A 15,015-nucleotide genomic window follows, 5' to 3' on the forward strand; every position below is an offset into this window, starting at 1 on the left:
CGCTCTGATTTTCCGGATAACTATTAAGTATAAATACTCAATAGTTTAGTTGGGGATTCTCTTCTACGCTTGGAGCCGCTGTCTATGTGCCAGTTGCGGGTGCGGAATGTGGGATGTAACTGTTGGGGGACTTTCAACACTCCAAGAGTGGGCGAATACTCAAGCCGGAAGGCTAAAACCAGAAGCCAAAACATATGGTATTCCTTATCCTTCAGGAGCCTTACTCATAGGCTACGGAGGCACAGGAAAATCTTTGTGGGCAAAGTCAATTGGAGCCACTTGGCATATTCCAATTCTCAGCCTAGACATGGGAAAAATGATGAGTTCCCAACTAGGTTCTAGTGAGGCAAATCTACGAGGCGTTCTGGAAACAGCAGATGTAATGTCACCTTGCATTTTGCTGATTGATGAGTTGGATAAGGCTTTTGCAGGTATGAATGGTCCTGTAGGAGACAGCGGCACGTTTCAAAGAATGATCGGGCATTTTTTGCAATGGTTCAATGACAAAACAAGTGCTGTATTTGTAGTCGCTACTGCCAACCGAATCCAGAATTTCACTCCTGAATTACTCCGACGATTTGATGAGATTTTCTACGTTGACTTACCCTCTTTTGAGGCTCGTCAAGACATTTTCAATGCTCACCTAGCCAAGTACCAAATCAAGCTAGAGCAAGAAAGTATTGAAACTCTAGCTAATTCCACAGAGAACTACACCGGGGCGGAAATCGGCAAGATTGTTCTCCAATGTGCCGCTACTGCCTTTGCTAAGGGAACTCCTACCCAAGTCAATGTGGGAGAACTCATGGCAGAAATCCAAAGACGACCCCCCCAAGCCTTATCAGATGCCGAAGAAATTGAAGCACTGCGGCAATGGGCGCGTAGCGGTGGAGCAAGATTTGCAGCCGAACCTCAACTCGGACGGCAACCTGCTGTTGGGTATAGCGATCGCCAGGTAACTTGGCGAAACAATCGCTCAAATTTCATAGATCCACTAACTGAATAGCCAAGCGGCAGGGGTGAAAACATCACCCCTACCTATCCACAAAAATTTTGAAAATTTAAAAAATAACCAAAATTATGAGCCTAAAACCAGAAGGAACTCTCCTCCAATTCGTCAGCTTAGAATACATAAACCTGGCAGAAAACAGTAACAAATTTTGGCGCGGAAGCCTTTATCAAAATGGGGCGTTACTCGTTGAGTGGGGACGCATCGGCACGCGGGGACAGTCTAAAGTCTACGAATGCGCCTCCGTCTCGGCTGCACAACAAAAACTTAACAAGTTGCATGAGGAAAAAGTAGGCAAGGGCTATCGACCAACAGTAACCTTTGTTTCGTCCACACCCAATCCAAACCCAACAGCAGTAAATAACACAACTCCATCCGCACCCAAATCTACTCCACCGACCACAACTGCAACAGATACAGACAATCTTGAATGCAGCGAGCGCTCGCGACACCTCAACTGGAAAAGATTTACTTAGTGAACGCGAACATAAGACAGAAAATTAATCGCCATTCAATCTGACTCATCGATAAAAACCATCACCCGCTCTGGAGTTGTTAAATAATTTGTAGATAAGAAGATTATTCCCATTATCTCAAAAATGAATTTACCAAAAAAAAGCAATCATAAACATTTTCTTTAATGATAGTCATAATACCTCTAGCTGACCGACTTGGACACTTGCTTCGTAGTATTCCCTATCTAAGTTCATCTCCCAGTCGGTTGTGAGCGTGCAGTGGTTTACTGCTCTCAACTAAGTTGTAGTTGAGAACAATTTACTGCTAGTTGTGAGCAGATTAAACGCTCGATTCGGCAAAACGCTGGGGTGAAGAATTCAGGTCTCATGCTTTGACGGAAATTAGCATACTCGAAACCTTACACCGACTCATGACATGGAAACTGCCACCCTTACCAGTAGCCCCAGCGTCGGTACAGCAACCCAAAAAGTTCACTGGCAAAAACCCCAGTTACTTAAACTCAAGCGGAATTGCATCCCTAGTGCAACATAAACTTTTCCAATCACGGATGCCTTCTGACCAAGAAATTCAACAGTGGTTTGCTAACCCGAAAAATGGCATCGGCACTCTCGGCGGCTGGCACAACATCATCTGGCTAGACTTCGACACGAAACGCTTTCAATCCATAGCAGAGTGCGATCGCCGAATCGAAAGTTGGATTATTGCTCATCACCTGGAAGATACTTTCATCGAGCGCACTCACTCCGATGGATGGCGTATCGGTGTCCGAGTGCGTACTGTTCCTTCCTTCACCAACTTCAGCCTGGAACCAGCGGCCGGTCGCCACATTGGGGAAGCACTAGGTAAGGGACGATTTACTGTCTTAGCCCCGACCATCGGTAAGAGCGGAAACCCTTATCGCTCAATCAATCGAGCATACCCAATTGAGGTAGAAAGTTTGGAAGCAATTGGCATTTATCCGTGTTCGGAACTGCCATCACAAGGAGGATTGAAGGTGCCTCTCCTCCCAAAGTCCAATGCCAGCTTGGTCGTAAATCCTCGGCTCCCAAAAAAGGAACTCAGAGCAACCAAGCTTTCCGGTCAAACCTTGAGCAAAAGCCAAGGGAACTTGAGCTACCGCTAGTAAAACTGCTTTCTAAGAGTGCCTACTACGTCTTGACCCACGTTAATAGTTACAGGACGGGCGAGCGCTCAGATGCCTTCATTCTGCTCGCCAGGGAAGCCTTTGGCTGGGAAAACTGGGCAGCTATCAACGGACATTACCTCAAACCCAGTGCAAAATATCTGTGCTACCAGACGGGACAGGCAATGGGCTTATCGTGCGATCGCATTGAAAGAATTCTCGCCTGCAAACAGAGCAAGTCCCTTAAAGATTGCGCCCCAGCTATCTATCGCTACCAAGGCGATACCGGCTGCTGGCTCAAAGTACTGTCGATGTTTTAAAACTTAAGGTTCCACTGCACCCGTGCAACCTACAAATTTCACAGTTCATAACAAAAACCATCACCCAATATGCCCCATCAACTTCTACAGGGTTACACCAGTTTTGAATCAGCACTTCGTGGTTTTAGTACGAACCAAGCAGCAAGGTATATCTCCTTAAAGTTACCAAAAATAACCAAAAATTAGACCCAGATTTACAAATCGAAGCAACAGTGAGCCTGCTAACTTTCAATCAAAAACTCACTTTAATTGGTAAAAACAATAACACATCACAGCGTACAGCATAGGAGATTATTTAGAAATGTAAGCCGATTGATTAGACCAAAGAATCGGCTACTGCATTGGGTGTAAATTCCACAAAAAAAAGCTCAATGCAACAGCAGCGTTTAATACACCTAACCCAGGAATCCCTCACTCTTCTGGAAAATAGCCCCCAAAAGTTCCAGAAGATCCACCTTGAAAAAAATGAGATGCCCTTTTCAGCAATCAACAAGAAACAACAAGACATCGGCAATGATTTCCACACTATCGTGAAGCAACTACTAATGGGTTTGCCTGTCTCATCTCTACTCTCGAACTATCCACATCTGCGCCACTGGGTAGAGGGGTTGAAAAAAGCTGTCCCTGATATCTTCACTCCCGCGTCGTCCGACGAGCTAAAGGAGTGTGAATACCCCTGTACGTTAATGATGGAAGGACACTTGCTGAGTGTGGTGTACGACCTGCTCATTGCTTCTCCTGAAAAGGCAGAAATCGTTGAATGGACTACTAGCAAAATGCCAGCAAAGCCAAAGTTTATAAGAGATAACTGGCAAACACGTCTCTATCTGTACGTGCTGGCAGAGCAAGGCGACTACAAACCTGAAGAAATTTCCATGACCTACTGGTTTGTCCAGTCCGAAGGCTTACCGCAAAGCTTCAAGTTCACCTACAACACGGTGCAGCATAAGAAGACGAAATCGCACCTGTTACAGCTAGTAGGGCAGCTTAACAACTGGCTTTTAGGCTGGCAGGCGGGAACTGACTTTCCCCCTAGCATCCAGCAAAAGCCTCTTCAAGAGTTTCCAGCTAGCACCCACACTCTAGTAGCTAATAGCACCGAACCAAGCCAAGAATATTTCATCCCAAATCTTGATGAAATCGAAGAAGTAACTATTTCTCACTAAAGCTTCTTGTTTGGGAAACTAAATTTCATTGAAATGAGAAATCACTCTCCCAAACAACAATAATCATCAAATACATTCCAAATTAGTTCAAGTTTACAGCACCTGCAATCGGTTTTAACTTGGACTCAAAAGATTTAGGAGAATTAGGATTTGACGCGACTGCGATAAGACGACTCTTACAGAGTGAAAACCATCATTAAACATAGCTAGTACGTTTAATGATGGTTTGTTTAGGTAGAAACAGGCTCTACAATTATCCTCACACACCCAACCTACTATGCAAGCAACGATAAGTACAGCCAAAAATATATTCGACCTGCTCTATACAAAGAGCCGAACTGAAGAAATTTTAAAAGCAAAGAGTATCAAAATAATCCGTGTTGAAAGCGTCAAAATCAAAAATAAAAAGGGCGAATTCCTTTGTTGCGTTCAATCAACCTACCACACGACACGCGGACGGTGTAGCACCTTCATCAGCTGCTGGGATTACCTGAAAAGTTTTGTTTTTGATAGAAAGCTACGTTCACGCTATTACATTGCTATATCTGACAAACTCAATCCTACCATCTGGCAGGTCACTTGCCCTACCGACCTCACTAAACAAGCCAGGAAAATTCAACTCTACCCCGATAAAGTAATCTGCAATTGCGAAGATTTCTATAATCAAACTAATTTGTTTAAGGAACATCCTTATCTGGTAAAGCGTTTAACCGGAAAACTTAAGTTGTGCAAACACGCAATTGTTACTTTAAACACTTTAGGAATCCACAACGCCAAAGGATACTTCCACCACTGGGAACCCGGAGGTCAATTTGCTTCATGACTAAGTAAAAGTGAGGGAATTGGGGTGAATATTCAGCATTGAAAATATATTTTTTTTGCCAGAAACCTATGAAAAAATACGAACCATTCCACCTCAAATATCGCCCCAGAACATTTGCAGAACTGGTAGGGCAAGATGCGATCGCAACGACACTACAAAACGCTATCAGGACGCAACGGATAGCCCCGGCATACCTGTTCAGCGGCCCCAGAGGAACCGGAAAAACCTCTTGTGCCCGAATTTTGGCGATGTCGCTTAATTGCATCGCTTATGATGCCCCCACAGAAACTCCTTGTGGAAAATGCCAAGTGTGCCAAGCGATCGCATCCGGAACCGCCATCGATGTGGTTGAAATCGATGGCGCATCCAACAACGGGATTGAAAACATCCGTAACCTGATTGAGCGTGCCCAATTTGCCCCAATGCAGTACCGCCATAAAGTCTATGTCATTGATGAAGCGCAAGGAATCTCTGGACCAGGATTCCAGGCTCTGTTAAAGACTATCGAAGAGCCAGTTGCTCAGGTAGCATTTGTTTTGGCAACCACCGACCCGCAACGAATCCCGGCGACAATTATTTCTCGCTGCCAACGCTTCGACTTTCGGAGAATCGCCCTGGATGCAATGGTGCAGCACCTGCGGGACATTGCAAAAATTGAAAACATCAACATCACTTCCGAGGCAATCACCCTAATAGCGCAACTCTCTCAAGGGGGGCTGCGCGATGCCGAAAGTCTGCTAGACCAGCTGAGCTTGCTATCTGGAGAAGTGACAACAGATAAGGTTTGGGATTTGGTCGGGGCTGTACCAGAGCATGATTTACTAGCTATTTTAAGTGCGATCGCATTAGGTAATCCCGATAAACTTGTTGACGAAACCCGCAAACAATTAGACAAGGGGCGGGAGCCTCTGGTCGTACTCCAGAATATTGCTGGTTTCTACCGGGATTTGCTCATAGCCAAAACCGCACCGAGTAAACTCGAATTGGCTGCCCTAACAGCCCCAACCTGGAAGGCGCTATGTCAGGAAGCCAAGCGTTGGAACACTGCCACGATTGTGGCTGGACAAAAGCATCTGTCAGATAGCGTTTCGCAGGTTAAGAACACTACACAGCCACAGTTGTGGCTGGAAGTAACGCTATTAAGTTTATTGGTTGTAAATCGCCCAACAATAGCCTCGGTGGCGAACGCGAAATCTGTCGTCCATCACCCACCAGACTCTCTTAAAGAATTAACTAGCCAGGAGCTAGACCTGGACAAGGTTTGGCAGCAAATTCTTCTTCTTGTTCGGCTTCCAAGTATCAAGAACCTGCTGCAACAGCACGGGAGACTAACCAGCTGCTCTTCAGGAATAGCTACTGTCCAGATCACCAGCCAGCCTTTAGTAAACTTAGTTACGCCCAAAGTGGCAGTCTTGGAAGATGCCTTTAAGGCTGCGCTGGGACAACCCATCTCTATTACTCTGGTAACAACTTCCAAGTAGTTACAAGTTACACGTAAGAGGGTATCCTGCCAACGAAAATATTTTGGAGAGAAGATGAATTTGGTATCTCGCAAGCCGTGGATGCTGCTTAAGAAATCAGTCCTCAGGGGCGCATAATGTGCAAATAACTCAAGCTACTGAGTGCCTTTTGCCTACGCTGACACCGCTGTTGCCAGCGTATTCTTTTTCAACGCCTATCCAGCGAGGAAATGAAACTGGTTTTGAGCAGGACAGGACTCCAGAAATCTTAGAAAACAAAAACCTCATCATTATTTTACTCGATTTCATAAAGCTTTTAAAAATGAAGATAAATAAAAATCAGATTAAACCTAATCAGAGGGGCAGAAACCAAAAATACGAAACAGGAGTTTTATGCCTCAACTGTCCGATGAACTACCTAATAAAAACAGCCAAAACCTTACAGATAAAGCTTCTGAATGGGGCACACCTTTCTTAAGTTACACTCAACCAGAAGACATCGCTGATTCCGAGCTACCTTGGACTAATACCACTAATTATAGTGACTTTAAAATCGCTGTGAACATTAGTTTTGAAGCGTGGTTTGGAGACATAGAAAGAGAAAATTGGTAGTACGACCATAAAATCGCCTTAATTGTAAATATATGCGTTTCCGGTGGTTGAAAAGGTATCGGAAACGCATTTTTTAGGAGTAATTTCCTCATGCCAAAGTCAACGAAAACAGCAACTCATTGTACTAGCACAAATCTGACAATCTTTGACCTGTCTAAGGAGATGACAGAGCTAGCACAACTGCTTTTGGATCTCGAAGGAAGTCCCGAAGCTCAAGACAGCGCAATCCGAGCCGCTCTAATGGACGAAGACTCACCACTAGATGATGTGCTGGTGAGTCACCAAATGGTCAAACAAAAAGCTTTGGTGAAGCTCAATAATATCTGCGGGCTGATCCGCTTCTTGGAAAATTCACGAGACGCTCGGAAAGCCCACGCCAATATGGTACGCGATCGCGCCCGTATTGACGACAACAACATTCAGCGCCTCAAGAAACTTGCAATCTGGTTTATGACTGAACACAAAATGAACCGCATAGAAACCCTAGAGTACCGCATTTCTCATTACGAAGCCCAGCCTTGCTTGGAACTACTGGTAGACCCCGAAAATTTGCCAGATGAATACGTCGAAGTTGAAGAGAAGAGAATCTATAAAGCTAAAACTGACAAAATTAAAGCGGCTTTAAAAGCGGGGGTAATATCTGTTCAGAAATTGGCAAAATTGTGTGAGCCTAGCCAAATCCTGAAAATTAGCAAACCTAAGAAAGAAAAAGAGGCTACAGAAGAATAACCAGGTAAAAAGATGCCCATACCGCTGCCCAGAGGTCTGGGTGTCAAAAGTCCAATAATATCTAGGTAAAATCACGCCGGAAAGGTAACGATGAAAAGCGACGAAATTATAGCAGAACTGAAATCGATCTCCGAACGTTCCCTAACTCTAATAGAGGCAACGAACTCCCTCTTTCAAGGGACGCTTATCCTCCCAGAAAACTATCAGCATCGCCCCGATTGCAAAGGCGTACAAATGGAAGTGAAGTGCATCGGCTGCTTCCGAGGATGGATGGCAGAACAGAAGCGGGAAAAAGAGGAAATCTTAGCCCAACTCAAAAGCTCAGAGGAACGAGCAACCGCTCTTCAAGCCGAACTCGCTAACTGTCGCCATCTCCTCAAGCGTTGCCCGCATCCTATACCTCAAGTTGAGGAACTAGAAGCCGAACTCCAAAAGACTCATCGGTTCTTGGAAGAAGAAACCGCCAAAAGCACCAATTACCTAATGCTGGTTGACCAAACACGCGAACTCGCTCATTTGGCAAAAATGGCGGTGGAACATCTTACCTCCAAGGACGAGTACAGCGAGTACAACCTTTTCTACAAGCGGCTTCAAGACTCAATTGATGTCACCAATATACTATGTGGAGCCGAGGCTGTAAATGGTACGAAATCCAACGAATCATCTGCCAATATCGAAGCTTATAGCGATGAGAAACCGACAGCAGAAATTGGGAGCGCAACTCCTGAAACGTCCGAAGGAGAAAAACTCAAAGTCGCACAATCAGCTACTCAAACGCAAAATTCAAAAGCCAAACCCCGAACCTGTAATAGCGAAATAAATGGAGGAGTAAGCAGCCTATAAAAAATAGAATCAGGCAATTTTCGGTTAAAAACAAGGAGCAATAACCATGCCAACAGAAATCAAAAAATCTACCACAATCGACCTTGATACAGACAGCCGCTTGTACAGCTATAGCTTAAGCTCTGCCGTTGCTCTAACCATCCCCAGCCACAAGCAAGAAATTCACATTTATTTCACGCCAGCACAATTGGATGTCTTGGAAGAAGTCATTGCTAAAGTACGCTTACTTGAAAAGCAACAACGCGCTGAACAAAAAGCCAAGCTTTTTTGCGAACTAAAACGGTTGTCAAAACCTCAGTAATTAACGGTTGAAACAACTGTGCAAAATGGCAATGGCATGGTTGAAGCCACAAAGGAAATCCATCCGAGTGAAATCGAGCTGGCGGATTTCTAGTAAAACATTAAAACCAGTCAACCAGTAAAAATTATCCGGCTCATTGACTGGGTAAAAAATCACGCTCCACGTTCATCAAATTACAAAAAGAAACAATATGGCTACCGAAGTCTCAACTACCATCGAATTCAATGCCAGTCATTTCCCCAGCATTATTATGCGGGAAGATCTCTTGGAAACCTGGAATGACATCAGTTTGGCATCCCTCGAAGAAGCTGAAAAGGCTCCACTGATCCTGTTTTTGGAAGGACTTGGTGCCTTTGATGACCCCAGCTTCGACCAAGATAAAATCTTATTGGTGAAAGCCTCGCGGGGAATTCCGGAGTCAATCTACACCCCTGGTATTTTCAAAGACGGTGACAAAATCATTGTCAAAGTCGGTGTCAACACGTTCGCAGTAACCCAGACAGGTGACAAATTCACCATAGGAACCCTGATCGGAAAGATGAACGTGACCGAAGCCAAAGACCGGGATGGAAACCCGTACCCCAAAGCTTCGATGACATTCATTAGCCAAGAACACGACGACAGCTTTAGCATCCCAGTGAACTTAGCTTCAAAAGAGCTTGGCTTTACTCGCAACCAATTGGACATCGCGCTCTTGAAGAACAAGCCCATCGTCAACTTCCTGCTAGAAGCACCTGCAAGCGCTATGAAAATGCAAGAGTTGGAGATAGGCGAGTACCAAATTAAAGGGGTCTCCTCCTCAAAAGGGAAATACGGCGCACTCCACACAATTCACTTGCTAGATGGGCGCAAAGTCCTCTCAGCCGGGAACGCTACCACTCAACTCAACTCTTTGCTCTTTAATCCCAACTGGGAAGAAGAAACATACACGCTTGTGGTAGATACTGCTGACGACGGCTCACTCAACTGTGCCATTCGCAAACGGTTACCCATGCTGTCCTCCATCCCTACCAACTCTTTGCGAGTTACCAAATCCAATGGAGCAACAGCTACAGTGTCAGAACCCATCACGGTGAAGGCTACCTCCGTAGACTATGACAACGAGACCGCTTCTAAAGAGGAGCCACTTGACTTCTAGAGCAGATTAACCACGCGGCTAGCTTTCCTAAAACGGGCAGCTAGCCTAACTTTATACGTACCATTATTCAAAAAATTAATTAAAAACTCTATCGCTTGCTTATAGCCAGGGCGGAAACAGCAGGCAATTCATCAATGCAATCAAACGACAGCCACATAGATAAATTCCTTCAGGCTTTTTATTCAACCCAAAATTCCACAAAAAACATTGACGATTTTTCTCATGAAATGAATTTGTATGAAGGTTCTAAAATCGATAAAAAACTGTTGGAAGCTTTCGAGCAAATTGGCAGCTATGAATTCAAGACAGTTACGCTTTCTCTAGGAGAAAAAGTCAGCAATATAGAAACCATACCGCCAAGTCAAGGCGTGAAGATGGCTCTCCCCAACAACTTGCCTCCCGCCCTGAAGGCGGCTTTGCAGAAAATTGGAGTCAGCAGTTTTTATCCACATCAAGTAGAGGCTCTAACAGCATTACGAGCCGGAAAAGACATAACGCTTAGCACTCCTACAAGCAGTGGCAAAACTTTATGCTACTTGCCAGCAATCCTAGAAAGTTGTCTGAACGATCCCACTACATATAGTATGCTTTTATTTCCCCTCAAGGCATTAGCTAATGACCAAATGAGAAAGCTAAAACGGCTCATATCAATGCTGCCAGCCCCGACAACGATTAAAGCGGGAATGATGACAGGGGATGTCTCCAAAGAAGAACGCAAGCTGTTATTTATCCCAGTCCCTCCACACAGCTTAGGAATGAACCCGGATCTCCTACATTTCGAGCTGTATGGTACCTCTAAACCTGACAAAGAAGCTTGGCGTCAATATTTACGCTCGCTGCGTTTTGTCGTCATAGATGAGGCGCATAGCTACCTGGGAAGTTTTGGTTCCCACTTCGCAAATTTAATGCGTCGCCTGCGTGTTGCTGTAGATAGCGTAGGCGGCAACTCTGACCAGATTCAATACATACTATCAACAGCAACCATCGGGAACCCAGTTGAAATGTCACTGCGGTTTACTGGACGAGAAGCAACACCAGAACGGCTGGAATTGATTGAACGCAGTGGAGCCGGAACAGCGGGACGCACTCTAGTATGTCTCAAACCTAATCAGTCTGTCAGCATCGATGCCAGTCAACTTGCCATCTCGCTGATGCTGAAAAAGCTCACAACCCTCATCTTCACTCCGACAAAGACGGGAGCGAAGAATCTGCTTGCACTCATCCAACAGAATCTAAGACAGCAACATCTGGGGCATCTAACCAATGAGGTTGCAGTGTTCTACGGTTCCCTCAAGAGCAATCGCCGCAACGATATCATTCAGCAATTGCAGGAGGGACGGATTAAGGTAGTCATCTCCACAAGCGCCCTGGAATGTGGAATCGACCTGCCGGAAATAGACTGCGTGATTGTGCGTGGCTGGTCAGGTTCGATTATGAGTTTCAGGCAACAAATTGGCCGATGTGGACGGCAATCTGCTGGTCTAGCAATCTTCCTGCCAACTGCAAGCGAGCCACTGGATAACTTCTACGGGGGCAACCCCCAGCTATTGCTCTCAACACCTGCCGAGAAAGCTGTGTTCAACCCTGACTACGCGGTCACTATGGCTCAACATCTGCGATGTAGCGCTGTCGAAGCGGGTGTGCCAGCACCCAAGCTAACTTATTACTTCGGGGATAAAGCGATCGCTGTCGCCAATGCGCTACGCGCCCAACGCATGGTCTGGATCGACAACGGAGTTATCCGCGCCAAAGGCTATCCGCATAAAGAGGTAACGCTTCGTGGCAATAGCATCGATACTATCGAACTAATCGACAAAGATACGGGAGAAATGTTTGAAGAAGTGCCACTTGAGCAGGCATTCCGAGAAGTTCACACCGGAGCTATCTACACAGCTCAAGATGCCTTGGGGAACGTAACTAAATACAAATCAGAACACCTCAATGTAGAGGAACACAATTGCATCCTGACACCCATTGAAGCCGATACCAAATATTTCACAACGGCTGATACCGATTTAGAAATAACAACTCTTACGACTCTAGGCGAGTCCCAAATTATTCCAACCCGCCTCCAAGAAGGGAAAATTCGGTTAACACACTATTGGAGCCAGATTGCCAACTCAGTAACCGGCTATTCTTTGATGACGCGGGTGTGCGATCGCACCTGCACCAATCCTCAATGTAAATACCACCACAAGTACCCAGTCAAAGGTGAAAAATGTGCTAGTTGCTCCAGTTCTATACGACTGGCGGAAATCACAAAAGTAATGACTCAAGAAATTTTTCCCGAAAACCTGACCACCCGCTTCCAAGCACCCGCCATTAAAGTAGAAATCAATGCCGCCCTAACCGAAGCTGTAAAGATTTATGTGAACGGGCTTAAAGCAAAAATCAGCTCCCAATACAAAATTATTCCCAGCCAGTACCTGAGCCTTTGGGAGTCAACTTCCACAGCCGTCGCACTTCACAGTATGGCTCACCAAATCATCCTAGCCACGCCTCTAGTAGTATTATCATCAAGTCTTGATTTAGACTTCATCATCGCCAAAGAGGGAAACCATACTACAGGCTACTTTTTTGAAACATCAAAGGGCGGGAATGGTTCAAGTGACGCCGTTTTTAACAACTTCAAGGATTTTGCTCTAGCTGCAAAATCGCTTGCGGAAAACTGCGATTGCAGTGGCGGATGCCCCCGCTGTTTGACAATTTTTCGCTGCCCACAGCAAAATCGCGATTTGAACAAAGAGGTTGGGCTTTTTCTGTTAAATATCTTAACAAACCTACCAGCAGTAACAGCACAATAATCGAATCTTTTCTGCTATTTTCAGCCGGGGTGTTGCAATAGTCTTCGCCCCGCTCCGCGCGAGGGGATGTAACACCGCTTTGTTTTAAGTATGTCACAATTAGTTTCAGTAAATTGCAAGTTGCTTTTGCTTTAGACTGGTGTAGTTAAGATTAATATTACTCAAAGCTCATCAGACCTCAAAACTCAGATTCCCAAACGGCAATAGGAAAGGAGGGAGTTCGGGCGTTATACCTGCTCAAAATAAATGAAGTAGAATGCGCTTGTCGAAGTTTTTGAATGTTGCGTAATTGGCGTAAATAGGGGACTGGGACACGAAGGACACCAGCGTCGGTGAGTAGGGGTATTAAACCCTAGCATTTCAATTAGTAGGGTTAGATAGACTCTGGTGCGATCGCTCTCGACAGTCCCAGAAACTTCGGCTAAAACCCTCATTCTTGCCTTGACTGACAAAAGTTTGCGATGTACAGAATATTTCCGCTGCATTCGAGGCTGAAGACAGGTTTGAAAGTTGATTTTAAACGGATACAAAATCAGAATTCGCATCAATTTTTTCACTGTACTCTATCAAGCCTGCCATTTGTAACAAACGTTCGGATTGATGGCGGGTGTATAATGATAAGATATCCCTGGCTTGTTCAATCGGAAAGGCTTGCTTCCAAGCTAACAGCTCTCTTTGCATTTGAGCTAATTCTAATAAAAATTCTTTGGGGACATTAGCAGCACACCATTCAATCATCAAAGCAGCTTCGCGCAGGAGATGATTGGTTAATAAATCGTGTTTGGGAACAGTTGCTTGACTGGATACAGTAGCGAGCGTTGAGGCTAAATTGCCTAGCTGCTGTCGCCAGTCTAAGGTTATGAAGCATTCGTATAATTTTTGGCGTTCCATTAGCTGACCTCCAATAAACGGCGCACAATTGTTTCTACTCTTTGTCGCAAGACTGGATTTTGGATTTCCATTGAGCGATTTGAAAAGCGGGGACGGATATTGATTAAGGATTCAAATCCGACTTCTTTGGTTTCCGGATACCAATCAGCCCCCCAAACATTTTCCTGTTGGCTATCATTTTCTAATAAAGCTTGTTCGCAGTCGGCATGGAGTTCGCCTCCTCCAGCAAGAATTTCTTGTGCTACATCTACTGCTAGTTTAATCCTTAGTCCGAAATAAGTCTCTGCCATTTGATTGATTTGTTCTAGGGTGGCAGGAGCGCGGATAATCAGAACCATAATTAAAACAAGCTTAACTTACCAACCTAAATTACAGGTGTGTTAACTAACACTCTCTATTTTACAACAAACCTCAACCTAAAATATATGCTATTAATTAAACCTAAATAATCTATTTATTGGCAATCAAGTCATCACGATTGGCTCGGTAATAGAAATGCCAGCATATCCAAGAGTTTCAGGTTAGCGATTTGCTAGAATGCAGTTAATATTTATTTATATTTATCCTAGTGGAAGCCTTAAACCTAGAGAATAAAGATATTAATTTAACGCAGCAACTCGCATTAATTGTTAACGTTGGCGCAATTGTTAAGCATTCCGCTACTAGACCGCATCGCATAATTTGTTGAATAGCGAATACTTGAGTCTGCGAGGTACAACAGAGTTGTAGCCAGAATCTCATCGAATTGATTAAAAAGCTCCTAAGTTTAACAGCATTATATTTAGTACGCTTTGGAACATTTGAGCGTATTTAATTATTGTTTGACCGAGCGATAATTAAATTATTAAATAGCACTAATTTAAACCTATAAAAGTTCAGTTTTTGGGTGAAAATGAGAATTTTTCTCAATCTATATCGGGTCTTACCCCATGATGCCGCAAGACCCGAAATTAGAGAACCATATTGGGGCAATTTGGTACTTTGTTCACCATTACAATGCATCCTTACATCTTTAGGACTACCCATTCAATATGTATTCCCCATACCCAGGGGTGACAAAAAACTCGGGCTTATTCATGGCGTTCCTTGTGTAGTATAGCCACAGCCATCCTTGTTAGGACAGATATGAATTTAGGGCGTTGCTGAATAGCGGGAGGAATCAGGTAGGGACAGGAACAGCCCAGAATTTGAGATAGTGAAGTAACAAATCAGGACTTACGCAACTGTCACAAGCAATGGCGCTTGCACTCTCGCCAAGTACCCAAAAACTTAAACGATAAACATGGGAATGTCCGGACGTTTTAGTTGTTGAACTAAATAAT

At 44.5% G+C, this 15,015-nt stretch carries 16 protein-coding genes; 13 read left to right on the top strand and 3 right to left on the bottom strand.

Annotation, left to right across the window (positions count from 1 at the left end; translation table 11 throughout):
* The first annotated feature begins 106 nt into the window (after window positions 1–106).
* The 13 genes from H6F74_RS17775 to H6F74_RS17835 all read left to right on the top strand — a co-directional run bounded on the left by H6F74_RS17775 (window position 107) and on the right by H6F74_RS17835 (window position 12,802).
* The gene (locus H6F74_RS17775; RefSeq protein WP_190443467.1) at window positions 107–1,003 is read left to right on the top strand and encodes an AAA family ATPase; all 897 of its coding nucleotides are present in this window, start codon (window positions 107–109) and stop codon (window positions 1,001–1,003) included.
* A gap of 74 nt (window positions 1,004–1,077) precedes the next feature.
* Window positions 1,078–1,482, top strand: a complete 405-nt coding sequence (locus H6F74_RS17780; RefSeq protein WP_190443469.1) for a WGR domain-containing protein — start codon at window positions 1,078–1,080, stop codon at window positions 1,480–1,482.
* 410 nt (window positions 1,483–1,892) lie between these two features.
* Window positions 1,893–2,606 carry a bifunctional DNA primase/polymerase gene (locus tag H6F74_RS17785; RefSeq protein ID WP_190443471.1) on the top strand — a complete coding sequence of 238 codons (714 nt, stop codon included), beginning with the start codon at window positions 1,893–1,895 and terminating at the stop codon, window positions 2,604–2,606.
* Between the two features lie 32 nt (window positions 2,607–2,638).
* Window positions 2,639–2,926 (top strand): hypothetical protein, encoded by a 288-nt coding sequence (locus H6F74_RS17790; RefSeq protein WP_190443473.1) that lies wholly within the window; start codon window positions 2,639–2,641, stop codon window positions 2,924–2,926.
* Between the two features lie 371 nt (window positions 2,927–3,297).
* Window positions 3,298–4,092, top strand: coding sequence for a PD-(D/E)XK nuclease family protein (locus H6F74_RS17795; protein ID WP_347269527.1), 795 nt, complete (start codon window positions 3,298–3,300; stop codon window positions 4,090–4,092).
* 277 nt (window positions 4,093–4,369) lie between these two features.
* Window positions 4,370–4,915, top strand: a complete 546-nt coding sequence (locus tag H6F74_RS17800) for a hypothetical protein (protein ID WP_190443478.1) — start codon at window positions 4,370–4,372, stop codon at window positions 4,913–4,915.
* Between the two features lie 68 nt (window positions 4,916–4,983).
* Window positions 4,984–6,396 carry a DNA polymerase III subunit gamma/tau gene (locus H6F74_RS17805; RefSeq protein WP_190443480.1) on the top strand — a complete coding sequence of 471 codons (1,413 nt, stop codon included), beginning with the start codon at window positions 4,984–4,986 and terminating at the stop codon, window positions 6,394–6,396.
* A gap of 118 nt (window positions 6,397–6,514) precedes the next feature.
* The gene (locus tag H6F74_RS17810) at window positions 6,515–6,853 is read left to right on the top strand and encodes a hypothetical protein (protein WP_190443481.1); all 339 of its coding nucleotides are present in this window, start codon (window positions 6,515–6,517) and stop codon (window positions 6,851–6,853) included.
* A 224-nt stretch (window positions 6,854–7,077) separates the two neighbouring features.
* Window positions 7,078–7,716, top strand: coding sequence for a siphovirus Gp157 family protein (locus H6F74_RS17815; protein WP_190443483.1), 639 nt, complete (start codon window positions 7,078–7,080; stop codon window positions 7,714–7,716).
* A 90-nt stretch (window positions 7,717–7,806) separates the two neighbouring features.
* Complete coding sequence (locus tag H6F74_RS17820) at window positions 7,807–8,559, top strand: hypothetical protein (protein ID WP_190443485.1); 753 nt, start codon at window positions 7,807–7,809, stop codon at window positions 8,557–8,559.
* 46 nt (window positions 8,560–8,605) lie between these two features.
* On the top strand, window positions 8,606–8,860 hold the full coding sequence (locus H6F74_RS17825; RefSeq protein WP_190443486.1) for a hypothetical protein: 255 nt from the start codon (window positions 8,606–8,608) through the stop codon (window positions 8,858–8,860).
* A gap of 190 nt (window positions 8,861–9,050) precedes the next feature.
* Window positions 9,051–9,998: a hypothetical protein gene (locus H6F74_RS17830; protein WP_190443489.1), complete on the top strand. Its 948-nt coding sequence runs from the start codon at window positions 9,051–9,053 to the stop codon at window positions 9,996–9,998.
* Between the two features lie 134 nt (window positions 9,999–10,132).
* Window positions 10,133–12,802 (top strand): DEAD/DEAH box helicase, encoded by a 2,670-nt coding sequence (locus H6F74_RS17835; RefSeq protein WP_190443490.1) that lies wholly within the window; start codon window positions 10,133–10,135, stop codon window positions 12,800–12,802.
* Between the two features lie 227 nt (window positions 12,803–13,029).
* Here H6F74_RS17835 and H6F74_RS17840 read toward each other — a convergent pair whose 3' ends face one another.
* Genes H6F74_RS17840 through H6F74_RS17850 form a run of 3 tightly spaced genes read right to left on the bottom strand, consistent with a single transcriptional unit; the run spans window position 13,030 to window position 14,031 of the window.
* Window positions 13,030–13,347, bottom strand: coding sequence for a hypothetical protein (locus tag H6F74_RS17840; protein WP_190443496.1), 318 nt, complete (start codon window positions 13,345–13,347; stop codon window positions 13,030–13,032).
* Window positions 13,319–13,693 carry a hypothetical protein gene (locus H6F74_RS17845; RefSeq protein ID WP_190443492.1) on the bottom strand — a complete coding sequence of 125 codons (375 nt, stop codon included), beginning with the start codon at window positions 13,691–13,693 and terminating at the stop codon, window positions 13,319–13,321. Before H6F74_RS17845 ends, H6F74_RS17840 begins: the two co-directional genes overlap by 29 nt.
* Window positions 13,693–14,031 carry a DUF5674 family protein gene (locus tag H6F74_RS17850; RefSeq protein ID WP_190443494.1) on the bottom strand — a complete coding sequence of 113 codons (339 nt, stop codon included), beginning with the start codon at window positions 14,029–14,031 and terminating at the stop codon, window positions 13,693–13,695. Before H6F74_RS17850 ends, H6F74_RS17845 begins: the two co-directional genes overlap by 1 nt.
* Between the last annotated feature and the right edge of the window lie 984 nt (window positions 14,032–15,015).

The sequence above is a fragment of the Trichocoleus sp. FACHB-90 genome, assembly GCF_014695505.1.
GTDB lineage: Bacteria > Cyanobacteriota > Cyanobacteriia > Cyanobacteriales > FACHB-T130 > Funiculus > Funiculus sociatus.

Excerpts from the sequence above, each read along its gene's own strand:
- H6F74_RS17815 (WP_190443483.1), top strand. The coding sequence starts at position 7,078 with ATGCCAAAGTCAACGAAAACAGCAACTCATTGTACTAGCACAAATCTG.
- H6F74_RS17780 (WP_190443469.1), top strand. The coding sequence starts at position 1,078 with ATGAGCCTAAAACCAGAAGGAACTCTCCTCCAATTCGTCAGCTTAGAA.
- H6F74_RS17835 (WP_190443490.1), top strand. The coding sequence starts at position 10,133 with ATGCAATCAAACGACAGCCACATAGATAAATTCCTTCAGGCTTTTTAT.
- H6F74_RS17775 (WP_190443467.1), top strand. The coding sequence starts at position 107 with ATGTGGGATGTAACTGTTGGGGGACTTTCAACACTCCAAGAGTGGGCG.
- H6F74_RS17830 (WP_190443489.1), top strand. The coding sequence starts at position 9,051 with ATGGCTACCGAAGTCTCAACTACCATCGAATTCAATGCCAGTCATTTC.
- H6F74_RS17805 (WP_190443480.1), top strand. The coding sequence starts at position 4,984 with ATGAAAAAATACGAACCATTCCACCTCAAATATCGCCCCAGAACATTT.
- H6F74_RS17825 (WP_190443486.1), top strand. The coding sequence starts at position 8,606 with ATGCCAACAGAAATCAAAAAATCTACCACAATCGACCTTGATACAGAC.
- H6F74_RS17850 (WP_190443494.1), bottom strand. The coding sequence starts at position 14,031 with ATGGTTCTGATTATCCGCGCTCCTGCCACCCTAGAACAAATCAATCAA.
- H6F74_RS17820 (WP_190443485.1), top strand. The coding sequence starts at position 7,807 with ATGAAAAGCGACGAAATTATAGCAGAACTGAAATCGATCTCCGAACGT.
- H6F74_RS17840 (WP_190443496.1), bottom strand. The coding sequence starts at position 13,347 with ATGCGAATTCTGATTTTGTATCCGTTTAAAATCAACTTTCAAACCTGT.
- H6F74_RS17800 (WP_190443478.1), top strand. The coding sequence starts at position 4,370 with ATGCAAGCAACGATAAGTACAGCCAAAAATATATTCGACCTGCTCTAT.
- H6F74_RS17785 (WP_190443471.1), top strand. The coding sequence starts at position 1,893 with ATGACATGGAAACTGCCACCCTTACCAGTAGCCCCAGCGTCGGTACAG.
- H6F74_RS17795 (WP_347269527.1), top strand. The coding sequence starts at position 3,298 with ATGCAACAGCAGCGTTTAATACACCTAACCCAGGAATCCCTCACTCTT.
- H6F74_RS17845 (WP_190443492.1), bottom strand. The coding sequence starts at position 13,693 with ATGGAACGCCAAAAATTATACGAATGCTTCATAACCTTAGACTGGCGA.